We start from the raw sequence: 24,832 nt of genomic DNA on the forward strand, positions 1-24,832 counted from the left end.
GACGGCCTGCCGCCCGTTTGAACAATGCTCTTTTTCTTGCCTCTGATGCTCTGAAAGCACTGCCGATGAATTTCGTATGGTTTGAAGATTTCAAGGTGCTGGCAACCTCGGGCAACTTCTCCCGCGCCGCGGATGAGCGCAATGTCACGCAGCCGGCATTCAGCAGGCGAATCAGGGCCCTGGAGACCTGGCTCGGCGTCGATCTCTTCGATCGCACTTCGCAACCCGCGAAGCTGACTGTCGCGGGCGAATGGTTCGGCGAAGTGGCCGAGAAGCTGCTGGAGCGCGTAGCTTCGCTGCCCGAAGAGGCAAAGGCAGTTGCGCAGATGCACTCTGCGACCTTGCGGCTGGCTGCCACACACGCGCTTTCATTCACGTTCCTGCCGCGCTGGTTGCGAACCCTTGAAGCCCACGCCACATTGGGGCCGGTGCAACTCATGTCCGACGTACTGCCGAAGTGCGAAGCGCTGCTGCATCAAGGCAAGGTTCAGTTCGTGCTGAGCCACGCGCACCCCACGACCCACGGTTCATTGCAGTCGGACGCATACACGTCGATGGTGGTTGGAAACGATCAGCTTCTGCCGGTGTGTGCGCCTGATGCAAGTGGCAAGCCGCTTCATTGGCTTGAGACAGGCGCCAATCAAGTGGTGCCAATCCTGCAATACAGCGTGGAGTCGGGCATTGGACAGATCAAGCGCGCCGTTCTTGGCCCGAAACTGGCGGCGTTGAAAGTTCAGGTCGTCTTCACTGCTCATCTGGCCTCGGTTCTTCGGACCATGGCGTTGGACGGCCGTGGGATTGCGTGGCTGCCCCGGACCTTGATCGAAGAAGACCTGGAAGCGCATCGGCTGGTGAAAGCGACTCAGGACGATAGCTTTGACGTTCAACTGCAGATATGCCTTTATCGCGCGAGACAGCCTGCGGGTGCTGCAGGAGAGGCGCTTTGGGCTGCGGCAGTCAAGGCTGGTGCGACGCCGCTCGGGAGTCCCGGCGCTGGCCGATAGCGGCGTGCCGGCACTGTTGGAACTGATGGCAACGTGTGGTCTTTGAAAGCATCAAATGCATAAAAACCGGCATTGGCGCGATGCGGGCCAGTTAGCAATGGTCTCCGTGATAGGTCAAACGGAGACAGCAATGCATAAAGGACACATCTTGGCCATCGCGTTGGCCGCATCCCTTCTCAGTGGATGTGGTGGCGGGGGCAGTCATGGCGCCATCAGGGCCATTGGCACCCTCCCCGCGTCGCCTGGCCCTGCTGCGGAAGCCCCGCCCAGTGCCGCCAGCGCTGCGGCGCCCATCACCTGCGAAACATCAGCAGCGGCGCTTGCTGAAAGCACAATCGCCGTCGCAATCCTTGCGGGCAGCGCACAGTTACCGTCTTGATGATGACTCTTTGCAGATCCCGACTAAAGCGAAAATCTGCATCAGACGGTTTAGCTCCGTTTGTCCATTCGTTCATGAGCATCCACAAGCTGACTAAGCAGTTTCATGAAAACGGCGCGATCCTCTGGAGGAAGAGGCTCGACCAACAGTTCTTGAGAAAGGTATATGCTTTCTTGCAAATCGTTGATCAGCTTTAAGCCCTCTTTGGTGATCACTGAAAGTCTTGAGCGACGATCGTCTGGATTTACTCGAGTCTCAACCAATCCTTTGTCGCTCAAACGCTTCAGCACTTCTGCAGTGGTCGTGCGGTCCAGGGCAAGCTCTCGACCAATTGCTTTCTGATCAAGCCAAGGGTTCATCGAAAGCGCCGTCAGCATACCGACCTGAAGCGGCGTGATGCTTTCGGACTTGCACAAATCGAAGAAAATCGCCTGGCCGATCTGAGTCAGCCGACGGATCAGGAAACCCGGACGACGCCACATTACTTGGCGCAGCGGATTAAAAGGCTCGGGGCCTGAGGGCTTGGCTACATCAGTTGAGCGGCCTGTCTTTTTCCGAGCGGGAGCACGCTTTGTCGTCATCTCTAGGTCGCCGATAGTGTCATCCGGTGAGTGTATCGACTCCCTCGCTTGTGAATAGGAGATCAACTTCGCCTCAACTTGCGCTACAGCAAGTCGACATTCAGGTACCCGCCAAGAAGGCTATAAAAGTCTTCCTCGTCATCCCACGGGATCATGTGGCCAGCGCTGGAGGCCGTACATTGCTCCAAGCCAGGCGCTAGCGCTTTGATCTCAGCCAAGTCTTCCGGGAGCATCACTCCTCCACGCCCCGCAGCCATTAGAAGTCCGGGCCTATGCAGCTTGGACAGATCGGCGTGGATATCGTCCTCGTGGAAGCCAACATGCGCTTGGACGATCGCATCCTCATTGCACGTATGGAGCCATTCGGCGCGCAGTTGCAGTTGTTCATCTGTCCAGGTTGGGGCGTAGAGGCGCAACTCTTCGGCCGTTATGCCTTGGACGGCCAGATGAATAGACTCTATGTACCAGGACAGAGGTACTGGATAGGCCCGGCGACCAGGGCCTGACACTGGGGGGTCCACAAGCAGCAGCTTGGCTATGCGCTGTGGGTCGCGCGCGGTGGCGCGAATCGCAACTCGGGCGCCCATCGAGTGACCCAGCAGCGTCACGGATGACCATCCCAGAACATCCAGCAGATCGAGCACGTCGGCCGACATTGCATCAAGACTTGCGACCATCCCAGGTGCGCTGAAGGACAAGCCGCGGCCCCGGAAGTCAAGGACATGGACGTCGAAGTGCCGAGCCAATCGCTCGGCGACGAAGCCCCACGTAATGGCTGGGCTGGTGATGCCGGGCAACAGGAGTAAGCGAGGGCCCTGCCCTCCATAGCGCAAGAGGTGCAGGCGCACCCCGTTAGCGCGTACGTGATAGCCATAGAGAAAGGAACTCATCGCGACTCCGAGCCGAGCTAGACCTGCGGGTTCTTTCCAAACCAGCCACGTACGCGATTCCAAAGCACGCTCCACATCATCCCGGCGATCGAGACCGTGGGCTGTGGTTCGTTGGAAGCAACCGTTTGCCCGCCCAGCCTTCGCGTGATCTGCTTGCCGAAATCCGCGACCATGCGGCGCACGAAATCCTTTACCAGTCCGGAGCGGGAGAATTGGGCGAGTGGGCCCTGCAGTGCATAAATCATGTCTACGTGCACACGGGTGTTATCGGCCGACAGTGCTTCCAGCCGATAAGTAATGTCTCCTTGCGTGCGCGACTTGCTCAGACTGTCTTGGCCGGCACCGCGAAGGACGGCCCGCTTTTCAGCGTCGTCACGCTCCAGCCGCGCTGCGCCAGCGAAAGCCGCCGACATCGGGCCGAACTTGATGGCGATCGTGCCCTTGACCCTCTCGCCTTCGTGCGAGTCGATGGTCGCACCGGGCAAGCAGGACGCAACCGCCGGCAGGTCGCCCATGAATTCCCACACCCGATTCACCGGATAAGGTACATCGAAATAGACTTGGATCGCGTTGCCCTTGGCCTTAGCCCTAGCCATCGCCACCGGGTCGACTTCCGCCATCTCCGCAGGAGCGATCGAATCCGCGCTTGTTGGTTTGCTTGGGGAGCGAGAGGACTGTTCGGTCTGTCCTGGCGTAGAGATTCGACTCATCGCAACAGCTGGTGACGAGCTCAGTCTTTCCCGCAGTTTTTCAAATCGCACGTCGGGAGCGTCGCGCTGCTGTTGTAATACGTCCAGGATGGCATCCACAATCCCCTGGTATCCGGTGCAACGGCACAAGTTCCCAGATAGCTCGAGCCGTACGCGCGCTTCGTCAGCGTCGGGCAAGCGAAGCACGATGTCGCGCGCCGTCGTGAGCATTCCAGGTGTGCAGAAGCCGCACTGCAGCGCGTGGTGGCGCGTGAACGCCGGCCGAAGCAGTTGCATCACGGCATCATCGTCGTAGCCCTCGATGGTGGTGACCTCTTGGCCTTCACATGCCACCGCGAAAGTGATGCACGAACGCGTGGGCTGGCCGTTGACAAGCACTGTGCATGCGCCGCAGACCCCATGCTCGCAGCCGAGATGAGTCCCGGTCAGGCGCAGTTCGTTCCGCAGGAAGTCGCCAAGATGCATCCTTGGCTCCGCCTCCCGGCTGAAGCTGCGGCCATTTACTTGAATAGAAATCGGGTCCAAGTCTTTTACTCCGCTTGTTTTAGGTCGGCGAAAACGCCGGACTGCTCGAGTGCGCGTTCCACACAGGCTGTGAAAAGCTTCAGATCGATGGCGTCGCGTTCGGGGAGCGCGACGCTGACGGCCTCTTGCAGCAGTTCACGCCGCGCAGCGCCGGCGCCCTTGCTGGCAATCTCAGCCGCCAATTCATTCAGCAGAATGGGCGGACCGTCCGCGGCGCCGAGAACAATTCGCGCACACTTGCGCGAGACATCGAAGTAAACCGCCGCGCTGGCTTCAGCGAATTCGCCAGGCTTGCGGCAGACCTTGTGATACCCCCAGTGCGTCGTCGGCGTCTCGGAAGGCACGTTGATGGCCACAATTAACTCGTCGGACTCAAGCACGGTTGTATAGGCGCCGAGCATGAGCGCGTCGGCCTCGATCGTGCGCTCACCGCGCGGCGACCTAGCCACGATGCGCGCACCAAGTGCCGCGAGCGTAACCACCCAGTCAGCCGCAGGATCGGCATGCGCCAAGCTACCTCCGACGGTGCCGCGGGTACGAATCGCGCGGTAGGCGATCCCGCTCGCGACTTGACGCATCGGATGCCCAGCCAACGCCTGGTGTATGCCATCCTCGATCTCGGCGTGCGTCACGGCAGCGCCGATCTCAACCCATTCAGCCTTGCGACTGACAGCGCGCAGACTGGGGATGTTTGCGACGTCGACCACTTGCGCCGGCCGCGCCAATCTCAGGTTGAGCATTGGACCAAGGGACTGGCTTCCGCTCATCGCCTTCGCAGTGCCGCCTCCCTTGGCCAGCACCGCCAGCGCCTCATCCACGTCGAGGATGCGTGTATATGCAAATTTCGGCGCCTTCACTTGACGCGCTCCTGTTCCAGCTTCGAGCTTTCGAGGGCCTTGAGCAAGCGACGCGGCGTCAAAGGCGTCATCAGCACCTCGGCAGCACCAGTGCCTCGCAACGCGTCGTTCACGGCATTGAAGATCACAGCCGGTGGTGCAATTGCGCCACCTTCTCCCACGCCCTTGGCACCGAACTCGGTGTGTGGCGACGGTGTCTCGAAGTGCTCGATACGGATGCGCGGCACTTCCGTGGCGCCAGGCAAGATGTAGTCAGCCAGCGTGGAAGCCAACGGCTGGCCTTGGTCGTCGTAAGGACTCTCTTCGTACATCGCAGTACCAATACCCTGTGCGATGCCGCCGATAGTCTGCCCCTCCACGATCATCGGATTGACCATCGTGCCGCAATCTTCAACCACTACATAGTCGAGGATCTCCACCTCACCCGTCTGCGTGTCGACCGCAACAACCACAGCGTGGGTCGCGTACGTGAAGGTACCGGTGTCGACCTTGGGCTTGTACGCACGTGAGACTTCCAGGCCACCGAGATGAACGTTGGCCGGCAAGTCCTGTGGCGTGAGGTACCACGCGCCACCCACTTCAGACAGGGGAATCGACTTTTCCCCTGCGATAGCACGCCCCTCGATCAATGCGACCGTGTGCGGGTCCACGCCCATGAGATAGCCTGCGATTGACTGAATCCGAGGCAAAAGTTCCTTGCAGGCGGTCGAGATAGCCCCCCCTGACATGACCGTGGCCCGAGAGGCGTAGGTCCCGGACGAGAAGGGGGTGAGCGCTGTATCGCCATGCACAACCCGAATTCTCGCAACAGGAATTCCGAGTACGTCATTGGCGATCTGCGCGAAGCTGGTTTCCATGCCCTGGCCATGCGAGTGCACGCCGACGCGCACTTCGAGCCCGCCATCCGCGGTCATCCTGACAAGCGCCTGATCGAAACCTGGCACCACCGGCAAACCCCAGTTGGCGAACACCGTCGTGCCGTGGGCAGATTGCTCGGTATAGGTTGCCGTACCGAACCCGATCCGACGACCGTCCGGCTCTCCTCGAGCTTGGCGCTTACGGACAGCTGTGAGTCCGATCATCTCCACGGCGCGGCGCAGACTCGCTGGAAAGTCGCCGCTGTCGAAGTGCTTGTTGGCCACATTGACGTAAGGCATCGCGGCGGCCGGGACCAAGTTGTCCATCCGGACCTCCCAAGGCTCGCGCCCAACTTCACGCGCCACGGCATCCATGAGAAGTTCGATCGCGAAGCACACGCCGGTGCGAGCCACTCCCCGATAGGCCATGAACCCTGGCTTGTTGGTTGCAACGCACAGGGTCTCGCACCGATAGCCGCGAAAGGCGTACGGCCCAGGCAGGTTGCCGATTGCCTGGCCAGGCTCCAGACCGACAAAGAAAGGATAGTAGGAATATGCGCCGCCATCGATGGTGATGACAGCGTCCAACGCCAGGAGCTTTCCCGTTCGGTCAGCATAGGCCGTGAGCTGATAGTGATGCTGCCGCGTGTTGGCACCGACTATCAGATGCTCACGTCGGTCTTCGAGATAGCGGAATGGCGTCCGATAGGTCTTGGCCAGCCAGGCTATGCACAGATCCTCAGGGTAGAGCTGACCTTTGTAGCCAAACGCGCCGCCGACGTCAGGGGACACGACGCGCACAGCCCCTTCATCCATCGAAAGGTGCTGAGCAATCCCCACGCGCAGCAAATGCGGAACTTGAGTCGCGCTGACGACCACGAGCTGATCGGTCTGGAAATCCCAGTAGGCCAAAACCGACTTTCCCTCTAGAGGCACGATGCACTGACGTGACAGCTCGACCGTGCGGCTGACTTTCACCTCAGCCTTCGCGGAAAGCTCATCGAAGTCACGATTGGCCTGCAGTGTGAGAAACACATTGTCTTTCCACCCAGGGTGCAGGAATTCCCCCGTGGCAGCGAGCGAGGACTCAGCACTATGGTAGACGGGCAGTTCGTCATACGAGACCTGCACCTCTTCGAGCAGGTCTTCCGCCACTGCACGAGTCGGAGCGACAGCCATGGCGATGGCCTCCCCCACGTGGCGAACCTTGCCCGAGGCCAGCGGCGGCAACGCTGAGTATTGGTATGTGGGCAGCGAAGAAGGCGAGCCGATATCTGCCGCATCGGTCATCATCTCGCGCAGGAACACCTTCCCGGCAAGCTCTTCAGGAATCTCAACTCCAGTAATGGTCGCGTGCGCCAAAGGGCTGCGCAAGAACGCAACTTCCTGAAGGCCGGGCAATACGAAGTCACCAACGAAATTGCCTTTGCCCACCATATGACGGGCGTCCTCCTTGCGAGGCAATCGGGCTCCAATGCCTTCGCGCTTTAGCAGTCTCGCCGGAATGTCTGCTTGGTCCATGCGTTTCCTTTTACTTAACTACCTTGTCCGCCCGGGCTCGCACTGGTTGTGCAACCGCCTGGCGCAGCCTTTGTGGTGCGAAGTCCGAGACTGCGTTCAGCGCACCGCCGCGCCATCAATACGACGTGTACTGTCACAAGTATATGACTGGCAGATGGATATTGGAAGACGAAGTTCATCAGCGCAAACCCGAACATAGATAGCCACCTGTTGAGGTGCATTCTTCCAGCGATAAATGCCCCATCATGGCTCCGAATTAACGATCTCCGTGCCCAACCTGGTGCGACCCTATCAAGTACAAACCCGCACTTGAACATAAACATCAAGCGGACTAATATGACAGTTCACTGAGTATTTGTTTGGATGCCCGAAGTCACAGGATGGAGTCATGGATTGGATCAAGGTTGCCTCGGCGGAGGAGCTGATGAACGACGAAGCTAAGACCGTCAACGTCGCCGGCTACGGCGTCGCGCTGTACCGAATCGAAGATGAGTTCTTCGCCACCGACAGCATGTGCACGCATGCCACTGCTCTGCTGTCAGAAGGTTTCGTGGAAGACGGCTGTGTTGAATGCCCGTTGCATCAAGGCCGCTTCGATGTTCGTACAGGCAAGGCGATGTGTGCGCCGGTCACCGTGGACCTGCGCACGCATGCCGTAAAACGAGATGGCGACGACATCTATGTGTTGTCACCGGTCGGCAAATGATGTCGCCCGGCGTTGTTATCGTTGGTGCGGGTCAATCGGCGGCCGTCGCGGCACACGCTCTGCGCGAGCAGGGCTACCGAGGCCGGATCACGATGCTGGGTCGGGAGCGCCACAGACCGTATGAGCGCCCGCCATTGTCCAAGGCCGTGTTGGTGGCTGCTGAAGAGCCCAGGCTCGATGTACTGGCGGAAGATTCCTGGACGCGCAGCAATATCGACCTGCTGAGCAGCAGTGACGCCGTTGCATTGGATCTTCGGCAGCAGCATGTACGTCTTGCCGACGGTCAGGTGCTCGAGTACGAGATGTGTCTGATCGCCACAGGCGGTGAGGCAAACACACTTGCATCCGCCCCGCCCGCCAATCCCCGCGTGCACTACATCCGCACCCTTGATGACGCGCGGAGGCTGCGAGCGGCCCTTCAGGTCAAGCCGCAAATCGCAATTCTGGGCGGCGGCTTCCTGGGGCTCGAAGTTGCCAATTCCGCACTCTCGGCAGGAGCCGAGGTTTCAGTTCTCGAGCGCGCAACGTCCTTGCTCGATCGCTTTCTACCACCCGAGGCGTCGGCATGGCTGGAATCTGGCATGCAAGATGCAGGCGCACGGATCCTGCTCGGAGTCTCCCTCCGCGACGTCCAGTCACTGTCAAGCGGTCGCATGCGCTTGATCACCGACGTCGCCGATCTGGAAGTTGATGAGGTGATCGTCGCAATCGGCCTTTCGCCCAATGACGCTCTAGCTCGCAATGCGGGCCTCCAGGTCGCGGCAGGCGGCGGCATTCTGGTGGACGCGGCTTGCCGCACCAGCAACGAACACGTGTTCGCGTGCGGGGACTGCACCAGTCAACAGCGCCCTGGCCAGGCTGCGCCAACGCGCCTGGAATCATGGCAGAACGCGAATGAGCAGGCGCGCACTGCCGCCGCCGCCATGCTCGGCGCTCCTCTTCCGGTGCCGGCCATACCGTGGTTCTGGACCGATCAGGGAAAGCACAACATTCAGGTGCTTGGCCTGCCGGCTCCCGATCTTGAATATGTGCGCCGCGGTGACCCGTCCAATGACAAGGCGCTGTGGATTGGCCATCGGGGTTCTGTTCCGCTACACGGCGTGGCCATCAATGCAGGCTCTGATTTGCGAGCCATTCGCCCTCTTTTCGAACGTGGGCGGCCCGTGCAGTTGGAGGACTTTCAGCTGGACGCCATCAATCTGCGCGCATGGGCCAAGCAGATGCAAGCCGACGCCGCGGCGACCGTTTAACCAACCTTCAAAGCCTCAGGAGATTCCATGTATCAATCGCAGGCGGTCATCGGCATTACGAATGCCCGAAAGAATCCGCCCTTGGAGCAGTGTGTCTGGCCAGCGGACGCCCTGAACAACATTCCGGACTGGGTCTACACCAGTCAAGCCATCTATGACCAGGAGATCGAACGCATCTTTCGGGGGGACACGTGGAACTTTGTGGCCTTGGAAGCGGAGATTCCAAACCCGGGCGACTACAAGCGTGGCTATGTCGGCGCCACGGCCGTGGTGATCGTTCGTGCGGAGGACAACACGATCTCCGTCTTCGAAAATCGCTGTGCCCATCGCGGCGCCGAGTTCTGCCGCTCCAGCCAGGGGAATACGAAGGAATTTGTCTGCCCATATCACCAATGGTCATACGACCTCAAGGGAAACCTGCAGGGCGTTCCGTTCAAGCGCGGCATCAACAAGGTAGGCGGCATGCCCGCGGACTTCAAGAACGCCGACCACGGCACCCGCCAGTTGCGCGTGGCCACACGCAACGGCGTGGTGTTCGCAACCTACTCCGACAAGACGCCCCCTCTGGAAGAGTACATGACCAAGGAGATCGTCGAGGAGTTCGACGTCCCCTTCTCGGGCAAGAAACTCAAGATCCTGGGCTATTGCCGCAACGAGCTTCCGTGCAACTGGAAGATGTACCACGAGAACCTCAAGGATCCGTACCACGCAACGCTGCTCCATTCGTTTCTCGTGGTGTTTGGCCTGCTGGTGCCGGGCATCAAATCGATCGTGTTTGCAGACAAGGAGCATGGCCGCCACGGCTTCATGGCTTCGGCCAAGCCGGACGAGATCTATGCCACTGTTGCCGCTGACGACAAGGCGGAGATGCGATCGTTCAGCGACAAGCTCAGGCTGCGCGACGAACGATTCCTGGACTACGTGCGAGAGTTCAAGTCGCCCTGGTCCGCCAACATGATGACCATGTGGCCGAACCTGATCGTTCAACGCCAGATGAACACGATGGGTGTGCGCCAGATCATCCCGAACGGTCCGAACAGCATGGTGATGCAGTGGACCATGTTCGGCTATGAAGATGACACCGCGGAAATGACGCGGCACCGCCTTCGCCAGGGGAACTTGATGGGCCCTTCCGGCTTCCTGGGCCTTGAGGACAACGAGGCATTGAAGTTCGTGCAGGAAGGCCTGCGCAACTCGTCCACGGACAACAACGTCGTCAAGCTCGATGCGGGCCATCAAGGCACGGCACGCAATCTCATCTCAGAGTCCTGCATCCGCTCGCTCTACCAATACTACCGGGGCGTCATGGGCATCCGTGTTGCGGAGCAAGCAGCATGAAGGAGCGACTCGCCTACGCCACGTCCGCGATTTCGCCTCAACGCGCGGCCGAGCTGCGCGCCGAGATCGAGTCCTTCAATGCCGAGTACTGCGCCGCCCTGGACGCGAACGACGTCGAACGGTGGCCCGACTTTTTCAGCAAGGAAGCGACGTATCGCATTACTTCGCGCCAGAACGCACTTCTGAACATGCCCGTGGGACTCGTTTACTGCGAGGGGCACAACATGATCATCGACCGCGCCCTTGCCGTCGCGCACTCGCAGATGTTCGCGCCACGGCACATGCTGCATGTATTGGGGATCACGCGAGTACTGCAGGAGGCAGGAAAGACGATCAGCTCCCAAACGCCCTTCATCTTGATGCAGACCCTGGTCGAGGGCCCTTCCACAGTGCATTTGGCTGGCGTCTATCACGACCATTTCGTGCGAGAAGGCGACCGGCTACTTATTGCAAGCCGCGAAGTGGTGCACGACACGGAAATTCTTGACACCGCCTTGGCATATCCAGTCTGAGGCCACTTAGGACGACTATGAACCAAACCCCAAAAATCGCGCTGGAGGAGCACTTCTCTGCGCCCGGCTTCGACGAGTACTCTGCCAAGTACACACGAGCGCTGCCAACCGAATTCGTCGCAAAGCTCGACTCCAAGCTGACCGACTTCGACGACCAGCGCCTTGCGGAGATGGATGCAGGAAACATCGAGTACGTCGTGCTGTCGCAAACGATGCCTGGTGTGCAGGCTGAGGTGGATCGCGCCATCGCCATCCGCCGTGCGCGCGAGAACAACGAGTTCCTCGTTGAGCGCGTGGCACGCCATCCGGGACGCTTCGGCGCCTTTGCGCACGTGGCACTGCAAGATCCCCTGGCCGCAGCCAAAGAGCTGGAACGCACCGTCGCCGAACATGGCTTCAAAGGCGCGATGATCAACGGCCACACATTGGGTCGCTACTACGAAGGCGGCGAGTTCGATGTGTTCTGGGAGCGCGCGCAGGCGCTCGGCGTGCCCATCTATCTGCATCCCAACGCGTTCAGTCAACCACCGGCTCTGCTGGAAGGCATGCCGGTGCTCCAAGGAGCCACCTGGGGATGGGGCGTCGAAACGGCGGGTCATGCGTTGCGCCTGCTGTTCGGCGGGGTGTTCGACCGATTCCCGCGCCTGACCCTGCTGCTGGGCCACATGGGGGAAGCCCTGCCGTACCAGCGTTGGCGCATGGACAGCCGATTCGCCGCGTATCCATCGGGCATCAAGTTGGCGCGCAAACCCAGCGAGTACATCGGCAGCAACATTCTGATCACCACGTCTGGCGTGTGCTCCGCACCGTCACTGCTGGGTGCGATTGGCGAGCTCGGGGCAAAGGCTGTGCTCTTTTCGGTGGACTACCCCTACGAGTCAACCGCCGAGGCCTGCAAGTTCATCGAGGAGGCGCCGCTGGACGAAAAAACCCGTGCCCAGGTGTGCCATGGCAATGCTCGCCGGCTCTTCAAGCTAGGCAGCCCGGAAGAGCTTGCGCTCCTGCAGTTCTGACACTTCACTCAAAAGGACGAAAAATGCCAGTCAGCGATTATCAAATGGTCAAGGCTTGGGACGAGGTTCTGAAGCTCAGCAAGGTGGAGCGTGGACAGAAGGTCTCCATCCTGTGCGGCCCTCACACCCATCCGCAGACACTTCAGACGGCAACGATTGCAGCTCAGGCCGCCGGCGCGGTCGTCACCAAAATCGAGCTGCAGCCCATCAATGCGGAGAAAGCCCCCAGCCGCGACCTGATGAACTACCTGGGCGAAACACCCCTTACCAATAACCCAGTCGCACTCGCGGCGATGAAGAATAGCGACCTCGTCCTCGACTTGATGCTGCTGCTTTTCTCGCCCGAACAGATGGAGATTCTCGAGTCTGGAACGAAGATTCTCCTGGCCGTGGAACCGCCCGAGGTACTGGTGCGGGCGGTGCCCACCGAGGCCGATCGCAAGCGGGTCCTGGAGGCATCGAAGCTGCTTAAAAAAGCGAGGAAGATGCACGTGACGTCGCCGGCCGGCACAGATGTGACCTTCCAACTCGGCGATTTCCCGACCATCAGCGAGTACGGATTTTGCGAGGAACCGGGGCGCTGGGATCACTGGCCGAGCGGGTTCCTCTTTACCTTCGCCAACGAGGGCGGTAGCGACGGCACCATCGTGATTGATCGCGGCGATATTCTGCTGCCGCAGAAGAACTACGTCTCGAACAAGATCACATTGAATCTGCGCGAAGGTTTCGTGCGCAGCGTCGAGGGTGACGTTGACGCGGCCATGTTGCGCGAGTTCATGGAGGCCTACAAAGACCCAGAAGCCTACGCGATCGCGCACATCGGCTGGGGGATGCAGCCACGTTGCTACTGGCACACGCTATCGCTGATGGATCGCGAGGCGACATCCGGCCAGGATGCGCGTGCGTTCGAAGGCAATTTCCTTTTCTCCCTGGGACCAAACAATGAGGCCGGAGGCCCTCGCACGACGCCTTGTCACCTCGACATTCCGTTGCGCAACTGCACGGTGAAGCTCGATGACATCGTCGTGGTTCGAGCTGGCAAGGTCATTGACGAGGCTTTTCAATGAGTCCCGATCAAGACATCTACCAGAAGCAGGGCTTCGGCAATACCCTCGCGCCCAAAGCGCCGTACGGCCTGCTGATCATCGACTTCGTCAATGGATTCGCTGATCCGCTCACCTTCGGAGGCGGCAACATCGAACCGGCCATCGAATGCACGCGCGGCCTTCTGGCGGCAGCACGCACGCGCAAATGGCCGGTCGTGCACACACGGGTCGTGTACCAGGACGATGGAGCCGACGCCAACATCTTCGCGCTCAAAGTGCCACCCATCCTCGCCCTGCGCGAGGACGCGCCGGAAAGCCAGATCGTGCCGCAGCTTCAGCCCATCGGCGGCGAGCTGGTGCTGCGCAAGACCAACCCCTCGGCCTTCTTCGGCACTTCACTGGCGGCTTGGCTCAATCAACGTGGCGTGCAGACCTTGCTCATTGCGGGATGCACGACCAGCGGCTGTGTTCGCGCCAGCGTGGTTGACGCCATGTGCCACGGTTTCCGTCCCCTCGTTGTCACCGACTGCGTGGGCGACCGCTCGCTGCAGGCGCACGAAGCCAATCTTTTCGACATGAACCAGAAGTACGCGACCTTGATGCCCTGCGATGTGGCCCTGGGAGCAACCGCTGCGAAAGAACACCGCATGTCGGACTGACACCCATCCACTCACTCAAAAGTTCCGTCCTTCACTTCCGTCACAGCCCCAACGCACAGCGTGCCAGCAACCCCACCACCTGGAGAATCAAATGACCATCAAACTCGTTGCCGCACTGGCGGTCTCACTTGCGGCGATCGCGTTTCAAAGCCGCGCCGACGTCATCAAGGTTGGTGTCATCGCACCAATGTCCGGACCGTTCTCTGCAGTAGGTCAAACTTGGGAGGGTGCGACGAAGGCGTACCAGAAACTCAACGGCACAACAGCGGGAGGGCACACGATCGAGGTCATCTACCGCGACCTTCCGGAGATCAACCCCGCACAAGCCAAGGCACTGGCGCAGGAGCTTGTCATCAAGGAAGGCGCCCAGTACATCGCCGGCCTCTATTTCACGCCGGACACATTGGCCGTCGCTGCGCTCGCGCAAGAGGCCAAGGTGCCGGTCGTGATCTTCAACGCATCCACATCGTCGCTTCTCGACAAGTCGGACTACCTGTTGCGCACCTCGTACACCTTGCCGCAGATGGCGGTCCCAGTGGCCAAGTATGCGCTGGAGAAAAATGTCAAAAGCGTCGTCACCCTGGTCAGCGATTTTGGTCCCGGTCTCGATGCCGAGAAGGCCTTCACGACAGCGTTCGTCAGCGGTGGAGGCAAGTTGCTTGAGGGCATCCGCGCTCCGCTGAAGACGACTGACTTCGGCCCCCTGATGCAGCGCGTGAAGGCACTCAAGCCCGATGCGCTCTACGTCTTTGCCCCCGGCGGTCCCGCGACCTACGCAATGGTCAAGGCATACAACGAGGCCGGATTAAGGGCGGCTGGCGTGCGCTTTCTCGGTACTGCCGAGACCGATGAGGATCAACTGCGAGCGATCGGCCCGGATCTGCTCGGCATCGAGACTGGCATGTTCTATTCGGCATCACACAATTCGGCTCTGAACGATGCTGTCGTCAAGACCCTGAGCGAAGTTGATCCCAAGGCCATTCCGACCGTTCAGCTTGCGAACGCGTTTGACGGACTGCATGTGATCTATCACATGGTCAAGGCGACGGACGGGAAGAGGGATGGCACCAAGGCCCTTGCCAGCGCAAAGGGCTTTTCTTGGGAAAGCCCGCGTGGCCCGGTGAAGATCGACCCGGTCTCTCGCGAATTTGTACAGAACGTCTATATGCGCGTGGTCGAAAAGGATCGGTCTGGAAGATACGTGAATCGGGAATTCCGAACCTTTGAGATGCAACCCGACTACGGACGCACTCAGAACGTGTCCAAGTAAGGAAGAGGCTGCAGCATGTCTCTTGCGCTCATTAGCAGCATCTTGGTCGACGGGATCGCGTACGCGGTGATCTTGTTCATGATCACAGTGGGCCTGTCGATGACCATGGGTCTGATGCGGGTTGTGAATCTGGCGCATGGCGCCTTCGCGATGCTTGGCGGATTTCTCGCGGCCAGTATTCCGCAGCGCCTGGGCTTGCCCATCTGGTTGAGCTTTGTGCTTGCGATCGCCCTGGTCGGGCTCGTGGCGGTGCTGTTCGAGCGCATCCTGCTGCGCCGCTTCTACCGGCGCGACGATCTTGATCAGATGCTGGTGACGATCGGGCTGATGTTTGTCGCGACTGCCGCTGTGAACCTGTTGTTTGGATCCTCAGTGACCCCCGTCGCGCTACCAGAAGCATTCAACGGCACGGTGGACCTTGGTTTTCGCTCCATCCCTCGGCACCGGCTCATCGTCGTCGCTTGCGGACTGGTTGTCGTCATCGTTCTCTGGCTGGCTGTGGACAGATCATCCTTTGGTATTCGGGTGCGCGCCGCAGTCGACAACGCGCCCATCGCACGCGCCATCGGCATCGACACGACCAAGATCTACGCAGCAACTTTTGCAATTGGTGCAGCGCTCGCTGCGCTGGGGGGCATCGCCGGTGCGGAATTGCTTCCGATGGAGCCGACCTACGCCTCCAAATATCTGGTGATCCTCCTGGCGGTTGTCGCCGTCGGAGGTAACGGAAATCTGTTTGGCTCATTCTTCGCAGCGTTGCTGCTTGGTATTGTGGAGACCTCCATGAAATACATGGTTCCGCAGCTCGCATCGGCTGCGTTTTTCCTGACGATGATCATCGTCTTGCTGGTGCGGCCGCAAGGGCTGTTCGGGAGACACGCATGAGCGCAATCAGTGCGCCAATGAGGGTGTCCGCATCGTCGAGCGCCCGACCGTGGATGCACCTCCGCGTAGAGCTGATGCTGATGCTGGTGGGGCTGCTGGGATTCGTGCTGTTCCCGCAGGATCTCGGGTTGCTGACCAACATGGCGACCATGTCCATCTTTGCGCTGTCGTTGAGTCTCGTGCTCGGCCAGGCCGGCATCGCGACCTTGGGTCAGGCCGCGCTGTACGGCAGCGGCGCTTACGTAGCCGGTTGGACTGCCCTGTATTTGACGGCGGATCCCATTCTCGGCTTGTTGCTTGGCGGTCTGGGTGGTGGCGTGATCGCGTTGTTGAGTGGTGCCGTGATGCTGCGGTCGACAAAGCTCACCCTGGTCATGCTGACCATTGCAGTAGCCCAACTTCTACTTGAGCTGGCCAACTGGGCGAGATGGCTCACCGGCGGTGACGATGGTCTTGCGGGCTTCAACATCGGCCCGTTGTTCGGCGTTTGGGAATTCAACTTCCTTGGTCACACTGGCTATTTCTATGCCTTGGGTGCGCTGGTGCTGGTGTACTTCATCGTGCGCAACGTGGTGGAATCGCCGTTCGGTCTGACGGCCCGCGCGATCCGGCAGGACCCCGGACGGGTTCAGGCGCTGGGAGGCCGCGTCTATTTGCACCTGCTGGCCGTCTACACCGTTGGCGGCATTGTGGCGGGGCTCGCTGGCGCCTTGACAGCACAGACCAGCAAAGTGGCCAATCTCTTCATGCTGGATTTCACGACGTCGGCGGGTGTCGTGGTCATGATCGTTCTGGGTGGCACGCGCCGTCTGTCGGGAGCCGTTCTCGGCACCGTCGCGTACATGACCATCCACCACATCGCATCGACGTTGAACCCCTATCACTGGCTGTTCTTCATCGGGTCGATGCTGATCGTCGTACTCGTCGTTTTGCCCGAGGGCTTGATCGGCCTTTTGGACCGGGCCGTGATGTATGCCAAGTGGCTTGGCGGCAGCGGGCGTGCCAAATGACCCATCGACTGCAAACCCGGAATCTCTGTCACTCCTTTGGCGGCCTGGCCGTCACGCAGAACGTCACGCTATCCCTCCCCGAGGGAGCCCGCACCGCATTGATCGGTCCGAACGGCGCCGGAAAGACGACTTTGGTCAACCTGCTGAGCGGGGCGATGCGCCCACAGTCCGGCGACATCCAGCTGGACGGCCGATCGATCGTTCAGCTGCCGCAGTACGCACGCGTGCGCAGCGGCATCGTTCGCACCTTTCAGATCAGCCGCCTGTTCAAAGAGCTGACCGTGGCGGACAACGTCAAGGTCGCCGTGTTGCAGCGACACCAGGCCTCCATGCAGTGGTGGCCCTCGCCAGCGCGTTCCGCACGAGTTCACGAAGAGGTCTACGAGACCCTCGGCATGCTGGGGCTGCACCCCTATGCCAATCGGGTGGTGGGGCAACTGGCACTTGGCGAGCAGCGGCTTGCAGAGATCGCTCTGGCACTCGCGATGAGGCCCCGGGTGTTGCTCCTTGATGAGCCGGGCGCAGGCGTACCACAAGGAGAGGGCGGCCGCATCATGGACGCCATCGATAGCCTGCCGAAGGAACTGTCTGTCCTGCTCATCGAGCACGACATGGACCTGGTGTTCCGGTTCGCTTCGCACATCATCGTCCTGGTCGCCGGTGCGGTGATGGTCGAGGGATCGCCTCAGGAAGTCGCCGCCAACGAACAAGTCAAACAGATCTACTTTGGACGAGACGGTCATGCCTAAGCCCGCTATTGAACTCCGGTTTGACGACGTGACGGCAGGCTATGGCGGCCTGCCGGTCGTCGAGCATCTCAGCTTTGGCGTACGCGAAGGCGAGCGCCTTGGTCTGATTGGGCGCAATGGCGCCGGCAAGACCACGACGCTTGCGACGGCGGTGGGCCTTGCCGACCTGATGACGGGGCGCATTCATTTCGGCGCCGATGACATCAGCGACGCAAGCACGTATGCGCGCGCGCGAGCCGGCCTCGGCTACGTACCGCAGAGCCGCGACATCTTCCCCTCACTGACGGTTGAGGAGAACCTGCTGTCAGGCTTGCAGGGACGTTCGGCGAGCGTTGCCCTACCGCCGATCTACGAACTGTTTCCGCGGCTCAAGGAGCGGCGACGCAACGGAGGCACGCAGTTGTCGGGCGGTGAGCAGCAAATGCTCTCGGTGGCACGAGCACTCGTCGGACAGCCGCGCATCCTGTTGCTCGACGAGCCGTTGGAAGGGCTGGCACCCATGGTGAGAGAGGAGTTGATGGATGCCATCGTTCGAATGAGCGATCAGCTCGGCGTCGGCTGTGTCCTCGTGGAGCAGCACGTGGATGTCGTTCTCGAATTTTCCAGTAACGTGATCGTGCTGGAACGCGGCGTCGCCGCCTACTCCGGCTCAGCGGCGGCGCTGCGCGGCGAAGAGGCGCTGTTGAATCGCACCATCGGAATCCAGAAGTGCTGAAGACGATGCCTGTGCTTCTGCGTTTATGCGGCAAGAGGGAGAGCTGAGTTCGCTCAGCCTCCAGTTTGGTCGCAATGCAAAGCCTCCGTGCGCTAATAGGCCCGCTGCGGGTGTTCGATGCAGTGTGTCGCGCCAAAGGTGTCACGCGCGCCGCTCGGGTGCTTCATGTGACGCCCGGTGCAGTTAGCCAGCAGATCAAGCAGTTGGAAGTCGGGCTCGGGGCGCAGCTGTTTCAGAAGTCTGGCCGGGAGATCCAACTCACTGCGGTGGGCGAACGACTCGCCCACCGCGTCTCGGATGCTTTCGATCGCCTGAACGATGCGCTAAATGATGTGGCCGACCACCAACCGGACAAGCGGCTGCGCCTGAAAGTGACGCCAAGCCTCGCTATCCGATGGTTGGTACCTCGCTTGCGCGGCTTCTACGCGCAGCATCCCGACATTGATCTCGAGATCGCAACGATCGCAATGGCCGACGATATCCGGCTCGAGGGTGCAGACTGCGCGATCCGGCATGGCATGGGAGAGTGGACCGATGTTGAGTTGGACCACCTCTTCGACGACGAATTTCTTCCTGTCTGCGCACCAAACCTGACCAGGCATTTGCAGACACCACAAGACCTGCTGGAAGCCAACCTGCTGCACTCGATGATGCGGCCAGAAGCCTGGTCGCTATGGTTCAGTTCCGCTCACCTGGTAGATCCCCCGCGCCTGCATGGAATCACTTTGGCGAATGCGGCGTTGTGCTACCAGGCTGCGGCTGACGGGTTGGGCGTTGCCATCGCCCAGCGAGCTTACGTTGACGACGACATCCGCAGTGGTCGGCTCGTCGTGGCCGTGGATCACGTTGCCAGAACGGAGTCAGGTTACTACTTGGTCTGCGATCCGCTGAAAGCGGCAGAGGCTCCCGTGAGGCTGTTCCGAGACTGGATTCGTTCTGTCCGCTAGCAACGGGCGCGAGGTGACGCGCTCAACGAAAGCGTCAAAGACTGATCGCCGCGATTCCGGCCAACACGACCGTTGCGCCGACGATGCGTCGCGCGAGATGACCCTCGCGAAAGAGTCTGCATGCGAGGAGTGAGCCGATGATGATGGACGACTCGCGCAGCGGCGCGACGAGCGCCACCGGCGCCTTCAGCATGGCAGTGAGAACGAGGATGTAGGCGAGCGGAGAGAACACAGCCACGATGAGGATCGGGACGGCGTCGGCACGGATGGCAGCTCGAATACGATGGCGTCGGCGCAGCGCGCTTGGCGTCAGGATCAGGCTCTGCAGCAGCAGAGTGGCGGCGTAGTAGCTCACGGGCGCCAGATGCAGCGCGATGACCGAGTAGCCATCCCAGACCGTGTAGGCGGCGATGGTCGCCCCCGTCGCGGCGCCCCAGAGCAAGCCCTGAATCGGGCGGCGGCTCCCGCTTCTGAACGGGTTGCCGGTAACTACGAGAATGCCCGCTATGACGAGTGAAGCACCGAGCATCGCGACTGCGGTGAGCTGTTCGCCCAGCAGGAGGATCGCGAAGAGCATCGTCAGCACCGGCCCGGTGCCGCGGGCGACCGGATAGACCACCCCCAGCTCGGCACGCTCGTAGCCGGCCTGCAAGGTGAGAGAGTAAGCGGTGTGCAACACAGCCGAGACAGCGGCGCCCGCCACAAGCGGCCAATCGAGCACATGCTGCCCATTTGCTACGAAGGCGATGCTGATCGGGACGCACAGCAGCGCCGAAGCGTAGGTATAGGCGCAGACGAACAACAAGGCATCCCCCCGCTTGTACTTCGAGGCCAGGTTCCATACCGCGTGAGCTACCGCCGCGCCGAGGACCATCGCGACGGTGCCAAGCTGCATCAGGCGATATCGGGCAGGTCGATGCCCGCCCGTTCGGCGCGGCGGCTACGCTCCGGGTCACGCAGAGCGAGGGCCGCGACCAGCGCGTCAATCACCACGAGCTGCGCCAGCCGACTCCCGGCCGCGGCCATCTGGGCCGGCAGCGGTGCACCGCCGACGACAAGCGAGATGTTCGCGAGGGTCGCCAGGGGTGTCCCGTACTGGTTGGTGATTGCGATGAGTGAGGCTCCGGCAGAAGACGCCGCATCCGCGATGGCCAGCGTCGTCGATGTGCGACCGGTCGAGCTGACGGCGATGACGGCGTCACCAGGACCGAGGAGCCGCGCGGCGATCATTGCCGACAGATAGTCCGGAATGCCGATGGTCGTCACGCCGACCGCGCGCAAACGGAAGACCGCGTCGGCGGCGACCGTCGCCGAGGGGCCGGCTCCGAATGCGATCACTTGGCGCGCGTGCTGGATGGTGCTGACCGCCTGGTCGAGCGCGGACAGCTCGACCGCCCCGCCCAGCGCCGTCAATGCGTCAGCGCCTGCGCGGATCGAAGACTCGAGCACCGCTGCCGTCGTCGCATCCGCGGTGAGTACGCCAGGCGGCGCGAAGAACCGGGTGGTACCGCGGGCACGAGCGATCTCGATCTTGAGCTCAGTGAACCCGCTGAACCCGATCGCACGCGCGGCGCGGATCACGCTCGGCGGCGACACGCCGGCGCGGGCCGCCACCTGCGCAGTCGTGCTCGCGCCAACGAACAAGGGATCGGCGAGCAGGAGCTCGATCACCTTCGCCTCGCTCGCAGCGAGATCGCCACTTCGGGCCTGGATGCTTCCGATCAATTGCACCAGTCGCGCGTCTCGAGAAACTCCGTTACCATCGTTGTTCATTATGTGTAATAGATTACAGCGCGCTTTTGAAGAGCGCAAGCATGGCGTGGACGAACGCTGAACGAGACGGTCGAAGGAGTCTGTGTTCATGAAGACAACAAGCGCTGCATCCATCGCCGTCGTGGGCCCGGGTGCTATCGGCACCGCGGTCGCGGCGGCACTGCACGAAGTCGGTGGCACTCCGTTGCTGTGCGGCCGCACACCCCGCGATCGCCTGACGCTTCAGGATGGCGAACGCCTCATCACCGTTCCCGGTCCGGTCTGGGTGAATCCCGCACAACTCGGGCGCACCGTCGACCTCGTCTTGCTGGCGGTCAAGGCGACACAGACCGAGGCGGCGGCAGAATGGCTCACCGCCTTAAGCGGCCCGGAAACTGTCGTCTGCGTTCTGCAGAACGGCGTCGAGCAGTTGGAGAGGGTCACTCCGCATGCCCCACGCGGGCGGATCGTTCCGGCGGTCGTGTGGTTCCCTGCACAGGCGCAATCGGATGGCTCGGTGCGCCTGCGCGGAGACATGCGCCTTAGCCTGCCAGACACATCGGACGCTCGCTTGGTCGTCGAGGCACTGCAAGGCACCCGGTGCCGCGTGGAGCTGGCCGCCAACTTCCGCGCGGTGGCCTGGCGCAAGCTCCTGCAGAACGCGGTGGCCGGACTCATGGTGCTCACGCACCGCCGCTCCGGCATGTTCGGCCGATCCGACATCACGAAGCTCGCCCTTGCCTATCTGCGGGAATGTCTGTCCGTGGCCCGCGCCGAGGGTGCGGAACTCGGCGACGAGGTGCCGCAGGAAATACTCGACAAGTTCCAGGCATCTCCCGCAGACATGGGCACCTCCATCCTCACGGATCGCGAAGCCGGCCGGCCGCTGGAATGGGATATCCGCAACGGTGTCGTCCCGCGTCGCGGCCGGGCACACGGCGTCCCGACGCCGATCAGCGACGTCCTGGTGCCGCTCCTCGCCGCCGCGAGCGACGGCCCCGGCTGATCCTTCGCCCGATGATCGCGCTGTCGCTCCTCTTCCTCCTCGCCCTCGGCGCCGGAGTGCTCAGCGGGGTTGTCGGCACCGGCTCATCGCTGATCATGCTGCCCGTCCTGGTTGCCCAATATGGACCGCGGATCGCTGTGCCCGTCATGGCGATCGCCTCCCTGTTCGGCAACATCGGGCGCGTGATCGTCTGGTGGCACGAGATCCGATGGCGGCCGGTACTCGCCTACGCTTTGACCGGGGTCCCCGCCGCCGTGCTCGGTGCCCACACGTTGATGACGATCCCGCCCTTCGTGACGGACGTGTTCCTGGCAGCCTTCTTCCTCTCAATGATTCCCCTGCGCCGCCTCATCAGGCGCTCCCACATCCACTTGCGCATCTGGCACATGGCCCTCGCCGGAGCGCTCGTCGGATTCCTCACCGGACTCGTGCTGTCCACCGGACCGCTCAGCGTGCCGGTGTTCACCGGCTACGGAATGAGCGGCGGCGCGTATCTCGGATCGGAGGCGGCAAGCGCGCTGCTGCTCTATGCGGGCAAGCTCGGCACCTTCGGCATCGCCGGGGTGCTGACGCCGGCCGTCATTGCACGCGGGCTCGCCATCGGCCTCGCCCTGCTCGCCGGCTCGATGATCGCCAAGCGACTCGTCCAACGGCTCCAGACGCACACCTTCGAGTTCCTCATCGATGCAGTGCTCGTCGCGGGGGCTGCAGGAATGATGCTCGCCCTCCAATGAACTGCAACGCCAGCCTGACCGGCAGCCATGGCACTAGTCCGCTTTGAATCCCGAAGCTTTGACCACAGGCTCCCAGAAGGCGCGCATTTCGCTGAACTTGGCGCGGGCATCCGCCGGCGAGCTTCCCGTCTCCACAAAGCCGAGCGCGCGGATCTTGCGCGCGAACTGCTCGGTTGCAACTGCTCGTCGGATCGCAGTGCTCCATTCGGAGACGGCGGCCGCAGGCGTTCCGGGAGGAAGGCATATGGCCAGTGCGCCGACTGCGGTGAGTTCCTTCCGGCCGAGCTCGCTGAACGTTGGAACGTCAGGCAAAAGCGGCGAGCGTTGCGCTGAGGTCACCGCCAGCACGCGAAGCTTGCCGGCATCGTGGTGCTGTGCGAAGTCTCCGACAGTTGAAGTTCCCGCTGCGACGTTGGCGCCAACGAGGTTCACGATCATCGGGGCAGCGCCCTGGAACGGCACGTCCTGTAGCGGTGTGCCGATGACTTTGGCTATCTGCAATCCCAAGAAGTGAGTCGGACCTCCCGATGCGGCATGGCCGAAGTTGGCCTTCTCGGGATAGGCGCGCACCCATTGGGCATATTCAGCAAAGGTCTTGATGGGCGAGGACGCCGGTACAGCCAGCGCCATCGCAAACTCGACCACCGTCGACGCGGGCAGGATATCCCGCTCCGGAGCGTAGTTGAGCTTGGTGAAGACGAATGGATAGATCGATTGCAAGAAGTCAGGACACAGCATTGCCACGCTTCCATCGGCGGGGGCGGCGCGCAGCGCATCGACCGCAATTTTTCCGCCGGCTCCGGGCCTGTTCTCAACCACGACTGTGCGATCGAGCGGCGCATGCAACTGATCCGCAAGCGCCCGTGTGACGACATCGAGTGTCCCGCCAGGCGAGAAGCCCACAAGGATCTTTGCGGGCGGTCGGCTGGCCTGTTGTGCCATCGCCGACGGCGCGCCGAAGGACGCGGCAAAGATGAATGCGAGGTTGTAGAGCCAGGCGGTACACGGTTTATTCAAGAGCTGCTCCAGGGAAATTCAGCCAAGTCACGTCGGCTGTTGAAACGCCGGCACGAGGCCGCTCGAAAGATTCGAGCGCCGAGCGACCGACGCCTCTTGCGGCCTCTTTGCGAGGCAAGTCAGCGACCCCGAAAAACCGGAGCGCGCTTTTCGGCAAAGGCTCGGCGCCCCTCCAGTCGGTCCTCACTATCCCTGAGCACGCCAAAGGCCTGGCGTTCCAGCTCGAGCCCGCCGGCAAGCGGCAGCTCCCGTCCCGTCATCGCCAGCCGCTTGGCGGCTGTCATCGCCAACGGCGCGTTGGCGGCCATTGCTCGTGCGAGGTTCATAGCCGTTTCCTGCAGCGCGGAAAGCGGAACCACCTTGCTGACCAACCCGATCCGCAACGCCTCGCTGGCATCGATGCGTTCGCCCGTGAGCAGCATTCGCATTGCGTCCGACTGCCCCACTGCGCGGATCAGGCGTTGCGTGCCGCCGGCGCCTGGGATGCTGCCGACTCGCACTTCCGGCAAGCCGAACTGCGCGTTTTCAGAACAGATCCGGATGTCCGCAAGCAGAGCCAGTTCCAGTCCGCCGCCGAGGGCATATCCATTGATCGCAGCGATGACGGGCTTGTCTGTGCGCAGCGTGCCGAAATTGGAATGTCTCTTGCCGCCTCGAAAGACCTGCCGAGCTGCGCTATCGGCCGGCGGCATCGTTTTCTTGAGATCTGCACCTGTGCAGAACGCACGCTCGCCCGCGCCGGTCAGGACGAGTACGCGGATTTCCTCGTCGCCCGAGACCTCCTCCCAGATCTCGAGCAACCGCTCGTTGGACTCCGGATCGATGGAATTCATGGCTTCGGGCCGATTGAGGGTGACGATGGCGACGCCACCCTGGACTGTTTTGTCGATGGGCATGGA

Annotated in this window: 25 protein-coding genes; 16 read left to right on the top strand and 9 right to left on the bottom strand. The window is 61.6% G+C overall.

Going from position 1 to position 24,832, the window contains the following annotated elements:
- The first annotated feature begins 65 nt into the window (after positions 1-65).
- Positions 66-1,004 carry a LysR substrate-binding domain-containing protein gene (locus AC1DEK_RS05180; protein ID WP_478124148.1) on the top strand — a complete coding sequence of 313 codons (939 nt, stop codon included), beginning with the start codon at positions 66-68 and terminating at the stop codon, positions 1,002-1,004.
- A gap of 429 nt (positions 1,005-1,433) precedes the next feature.
- On the opposite strand, the gene AC1DEK_RS05185 is transcribed toward AC1DEK_RS05180, so the two are convergent.
- The 5 genes from AC1DEK_RS05185 to AC1DEK_RS05205 all read right to left on the bottom strand — a co-directional run bounded on the left by AC1DEK_RS05185 (position 1,434) and on the right by AC1DEK_RS05205 (position 7,324).
- Positions 1,434-1,964 carry a MarR family winged helix-turn-helix transcriptional regulator gene (locus AC1DEK_RS05185; protein ID WP_478124149.1) on the bottom strand — a complete coding sequence of 177 codons (531 nt, stop codon included), beginning with the start codon at positions 1,962-1,964 and terminating at the stop codon, positions 1,434-1,436.
- A gap of 83 nt (positions 1,965-2,047) precedes the next feature.
- A complete protein-coding gene (locus AC1DEK_RS05190; RefSeq protein ID WP_478124150.1) occupies positions 2,048-2,854 on the bottom strand; it encodes an alpha/beta fold hydrolase in 807 nt (268 codons plus the stop codon).
- Between the two features lie 17 nt (positions 2,855-2,871).
- On the bottom strand, positions 2,872-4,089 hold the full coding sequence (locus AC1DEK_RS05195; RefSeq protein ID WP_478124151.1) for a xanthine dehydrogenase family Fe-S subunit: 1,218 nt from the start codon (positions 4,087-4,089) through the stop codon (positions 2,872-2,874).
- Between the two features lie 5 nt (positions 4,090-4,094).
- Entirely contained in the window at positions 4,095-4,946 is an 852-nt protein-coding gene (locus AC1DEK_RS05200; protein WP_478124152.1) for an FAD binding domain-containing protein, read from the bottom strand.
- Positions 4,943-7,324, bottom strand: coding sequence for a xanthine dehydrogenase family protein molybdopterin-binding subunit (locus AC1DEK_RS05205; RefSeq protein ID WP_478124153.1), 2,382 nt, complete (start codon positions 7,322-7,324; stop codon positions 4,943-4,945). The genes AC1DEK_RS05200 and AC1DEK_RS05205 overlap by 4 nt, the downstream gene beginning before the upstream one ends.
- Before the next feature lie 388 nt (positions 7,325-7,712).
- Between AC1DEK_RS05205 and AC1DEK_RS05210 the strand changes: the two genes are divergently transcribed.
- The 13 genes from AC1DEK_RS05210 to AC1DEK_RS05270 all read left to right on the top strand — a co-directional run bounded on the left by AC1DEK_RS05210 (position 7,713) and on the right by AC1DEK_RS05270 (position 19,424).
- Positions 7,713-8,030, top strand: a complete 318-nt coding sequence (locus AC1DEK_RS05210) for a non-heme iron oxygenase ferredoxin subunit (RefSeq protein ID WP_478124154.1) — start codon at positions 7,713-7,715, stop codon at positions 8,028-8,030.
- Positions 8,027-9,280, top strand: coding sequence for an NAD(P)/FAD-dependent oxidoreductase (locus tag AC1DEK_RS05215; RefSeq protein ID WP_478124155.1), 1,254 nt, complete (start codon positions 8,027-8,029; stop codon positions 9,278-9,280). The genes AC1DEK_RS05210 and AC1DEK_RS05215 overlap by 4 nt, the downstream gene beginning before the upstream one ends.
- Before the next feature lie 27 nt (positions 9,281-9,307).
- Positions 9,308-10,618, top strand: coding sequence for an aromatic ring-hydroxylating oxygenase subunit alpha (locus tag AC1DEK_RS05220; protein WP_478124156.1), 1,311 nt, complete (start codon positions 9,308-9,310; stop codon positions 10,616-10,618).
- Positions 10,615-11,130 (top strand): aromatic-ring-hydroxylating dioxygenase subunit beta, encoded by a 516-nt coding sequence (locus AC1DEK_RS05225; protein ID WP_478124157.1) that lies wholly within the window; start codon positions 10,615-10,617, stop codon positions 11,128-11,130. The genes AC1DEK_RS05220 and AC1DEK_RS05225 overlap by 4 nt, the downstream gene beginning before the upstream one ends.
- A 17-nt stretch (positions 11,131-11,147) precedes the next feature.
- A complete protein-coding gene (locus AC1DEK_RS05230) occupies positions 11,148-12,143 on the top strand; it encodes an amidohydrolase family protein (RefSeq protein WP_478124158.1) in 996 nt (331 codons plus the stop codon).
- Between the two features lie 23 nt (positions 12,144-12,166).
- Positions 12,167-13,210, top strand: coding sequence for a 2,5-dihydroxypyridine 5,6-dioxygenase NicX family protein (locus AC1DEK_RS05235; RefSeq protein WP_478124159.1), 1,044 nt, complete (start codon positions 12,167-12,169; stop codon positions 13,208-13,210).
- Positions 13,207-13,848 (top strand): isochorismatase family protein, encoded by a 642-nt coding sequence (locus AC1DEK_RS05240; protein WP_478124160.1) that lies wholly within the window; start codon positions 13,207-13,209, stop codon positions 13,846-13,848. Before AC1DEK_RS05235 ends, AC1DEK_RS05240 begins: the two co-directional genes overlap by 4 nt.
- Complete coding sequence (locus AC1DEK_RS05245; RefSeq protein ID WP_478124161.1) at positions 13,799-15,118, top strand: ABC transporter substrate-binding protein; 1,320 nt, start codon at positions 13,799-13,801, stop codon at positions 15,116-15,118. The genes AC1DEK_RS05240 and AC1DEK_RS05245 overlap by 50 nt, the downstream gene beginning before the upstream one ends.
- Positions 15,119-15,160: 42 nt before the next feature.
- Positions 15,161-16,003, top strand: coding sequence for a branched-chain amino acid ABC transporter permease (locus AC1DEK_RS05250; RefSeq protein ID WP_478124162.1), 843 nt, complete (start codon positions 15,161-15,163; stop codon positions 16,001-16,003).
- A 74-nt stretch (positions 16,004-16,077) separates the two neighbouring features.
- Positions 16,078-17,013 carry a branched-chain amino acid ABC transporter permease gene (locus AC1DEK_RS05255; protein ID WP_478124163.1) on the top strand — a complete coding sequence of 312 codons (936 nt, stop codon included), beginning with the start codon at positions 16,078-16,080 and terminating at the stop codon, positions 17,011-17,013.
- Complete coding sequence (locus AC1DEK_RS05260) at positions 17,010-17,762, top strand: ABC transporter ATP-binding protein (protein ID WP_478124164.1); 753 nt, start codon at positions 17,010-17,012, stop codon at positions 17,760-17,762. Before AC1DEK_RS05255 ends, AC1DEK_RS05260 begins: the two co-directional genes overlap by 4 nt.
- Positions 17,740-18,477: an ABC transporter ATP-binding protein gene (locus AC1DEK_RS05265; protein ID WP_478124165.1), complete on the top strand. Its 738-nt coding sequence runs from the start codon at positions 17,740-17,742 to the stop codon at positions 18,475-18,477. The genes AC1DEK_RS05260 and AC1DEK_RS05265 overlap by 23 nt, the downstream gene beginning before the upstream one ends.
- Positions 18,478-18,551: 74 nt before the next feature.
- Positions 18,552-19,424 (top strand): LysR substrate-binding domain-containing protein, encoded by an 873-nt coding sequence (locus tag AC1DEK_RS05270; protein ID WP_478124166.1) that lies wholly within the window; start codon positions 18,552-18,554, stop codon positions 19,422-19,424.
- A gap of 34 nt (positions 19,425-19,458) precedes the next feature.
- Here AC1DEK_RS05270 and AC1DEK_RS05275 read toward each other — a convergent pair whose 3' ends face one another.
- Both AC1DEK_RS05275 and AC1DEK_RS05280 read right to left on the bottom strand, forming a co-directional pair.
- Complete coding sequence (locus tag AC1DEK_RS05275; protein WP_478124167.1) at positions 19,459-20,319, bottom strand: EamA family transporter; 861 nt, start codon at positions 20,317-20,319, stop codon at positions 19,459-19,461.
- Positions 20,319-21,197, bottom strand: a complete 879-nt coding sequence (locus tag AC1DEK_RS05280) for a MurR/RpiR family transcriptional regulator (protein ID WP_478124168.1) — start codon at positions 21,195-21,197, stop codon at positions 20,319-20,321. The genes AC1DEK_RS05275 and AC1DEK_RS05280 overlap by 1 nt, the downstream gene beginning before the upstream one ends.
- Before the next feature lie 88 nt (positions 21,198-21,285).
- On the opposite strand from AC1DEK_RS05280, the gene AC1DEK_RS05285 reads away from it, so the two are divergent.
- Both AC1DEK_RS05285 and AC1DEK_RS05290 read left to right on the top strand, forming a co-directional pair.
- Positions 21,286-22,182 carry an oxidoreductase gene (locus AC1DEK_RS05285; protein ID WP_478124169.1) on the top strand — a complete coding sequence of 299 codons (897 nt, stop codon included), beginning with the start codon at positions 21,286-21,288 and terminating at the stop codon, positions 22,180-22,182.
- Positions 22,183-22,193: 11 nt separating this feature from the next.
- The gene (locus tag AC1DEK_RS05290) at positions 22,194-22,916 is read left to right on the top strand and encodes a sulfite exporter TauE/SafE family protein (protein ID WP_478124170.1); all 723 of its coding nucleotides are present in this window, start codon (positions 22,194-22,196) and stop codon (positions 22,914-22,916) included.
- A gap of 33 nt (positions 22,917-22,949) precedes the next feature.
- Here AC1DEK_RS05290 and AC1DEK_RS05295 read toward each other — a convergent pair whose 3' ends face one another.
- Complete coding sequence (locus AC1DEK_RS05295) at positions 22,950-23,933, bottom strand: Bug family tripartite tricarboxylate transporter substrate binding protein (protein ID WP_478124171.1); 984 nt, start codon at positions 23,931-23,933, stop codon at positions 22,950-22,952.
- Positions 23,934-24,052: 119 nt separating this feature from the next.
- Positions 24,053-24,829 (bottom strand): enoyl-CoA hydratase/isomerase family protein, encoded by a 777-nt coding sequence (locus tag AC1DEK_RS05300; RefSeq protein WP_478124172.1) that lies wholly within the window; start codon positions 24,827-24,829, stop codon positions 24,053-24,055.
- Between the last annotated feature and the right edge of the window lie 3 nt (positions 24,830-24,832).

The organism is Variovorax sp. 10N420 (assembly GCF_056394705.1).

What these genes read in the sequence shown, in the direction of transcription:
- AC1DEK_RS05255 (WP_478124163.1), top strand. Translation starts at nt 16,078, where the DNA reads ATGCTGATGCTGGTGGGGCTGCTGGGATTCGTGCTGTTCCCGCAGGAT.
- AC1DEK_RS05285 (WP_478124169.1), top strand. Translation starts at nt 21,286, where the DNA reads ATGAAGACAACAAGCGCTGCATCCATCGCCGTCGTGGGCCCGGGTGCT.
- AC1DEK_RS05240 (WP_478124160.1), top strand. Translation starts at nt 13,207, where the DNA reads ATGAGTCCCGATCAAGACATCTACCAGAAGCAGGGCTTCGGCAATACC.
- AC1DEK_RS05225 (WP_478124157.1), top strand. Translation starts at nt 10,615, where the DNA reads ATGAAGGAGCGACTCGCCTACGCCACGTCCGCGATTTCGCCTCAACGC.
- AC1DEK_RS05275 (WP_478124167.1), bottom strand. Translation starts at nt 20,319, where the DNA reads ATGCAGCTTGGCACCGTCGCGATGGTCCTCGGCGCGGCGGTAGCTCAC.
- AC1DEK_RS05300 (WP_478124172.1), bottom strand. Translation starts at nt 24,829, where the DNA reads ATGCCCATCGACAAAACAGTCCAGGGTGGCGTCGCCATCGTCACCCTC.
- AC1DEK_RS05205 (WP_478124153.1), bottom strand. Translation starts at nt 7,324, where the DNA reads ATGGACCAAGCAGACATTCCGGCGAGACTGCTAAAGCGCGAAGGCATT.
- AC1DEK_RS05220 (WP_478124156.1), top strand. Translation starts at nt 9,308, where the DNA reads ATGTATCAATCGCAGGCGGTCATCGGCATTACGAATGCCCGAAAGAAT.
- AC1DEK_RS05230 (WP_478124158.1), top strand. Translation starts at nt 11,148, where the DNA reads ATGAACCAAACCCCAAAAATCGCGCTGGAGGAGCACTTCTCTGCGCCC.
- AC1DEK_RS05280 (WP_478124168.1), bottom strand. Translation starts at nt 21,197, where the DNA reads ATGAACAACGATGGTAACGGAGTTTCTCGAGACGCGCGACTGGTGCAA.
- AC1DEK_RS05185 (WP_478124149.1), bottom strand. Translation starts at nt 1,964, where the DNA reads ATGACGACAAAGCGTGCTCCCGCTCGGAAAAAGACAGGCCGCTCAACT.
- AC1DEK_RS05235 (WP_478124159.1), top strand. Translation starts at nt 12,167, where the DNA reads ATGCCAGTCAGCGATTATCAAATGGTCAAGGCTTGGGACGAGGTTCTG.
- AC1DEK_RS05245 (WP_478124161.1), top strand. Translation starts at nt 13,799, where the DNA reads ATGTGGCCCTGGGAGCAACCGCTGCGAAAGAACACCGCATGTCGGACT.
- AC1DEK_RS05190 (WP_478124150.1), bottom strand. Translation starts at nt 2,854, where the DNA reads ATGAGTTCCTTTCTCTATGGCTATCACGTACGCGCTAACGGGGTGCGC.
- AC1DEK_RS05260 (WP_478124164.1), top strand. Translation starts at nt 17,010, where the DNA reads ATGACCCATCGACTGCAAACCCGGAATCTCTGTCACTCCTTTGGCGGC.
- AC1DEK_RS05290 (WP_478124170.1), top strand. Translation starts at nt 22,194, where the DNA reads ATGATCGCGCTGTCGCTCCTCTTCCTCCTCGCCCTCGGCGCCGGAGTG.
- AC1DEK_RS05215 (WP_478124155.1), top strand. Translation starts at nt 8,027, where the DNA reads ATGATGTCGCCCGGCGTTGTTATCGTTGGTGCGGGTCAATCGGCGGCC.
- AC1DEK_RS05180 (WP_478124148.1), top strand. Translation starts at nt 66, where the DNA reads ATGAATTTCGTATGGTTTGAAGATTTCAAGGTGCTGGCAACCTCGGGC.
- AC1DEK_RS05210 (WP_478124154.1), top strand. Translation starts at nt 7,713, where the DNA reads ATGGATTGGATCAAGGTTGCCTCGGCGGAGGAGCTGATGAACGACGAA.
- AC1DEK_RS05270 (WP_478124166.1), top strand. Translation starts at nt 18,552, where the DNA reads ATGCAAAGCCTCCGTGCGCTAATAGGCCCGCTGCGGGTGTTCGATGCA.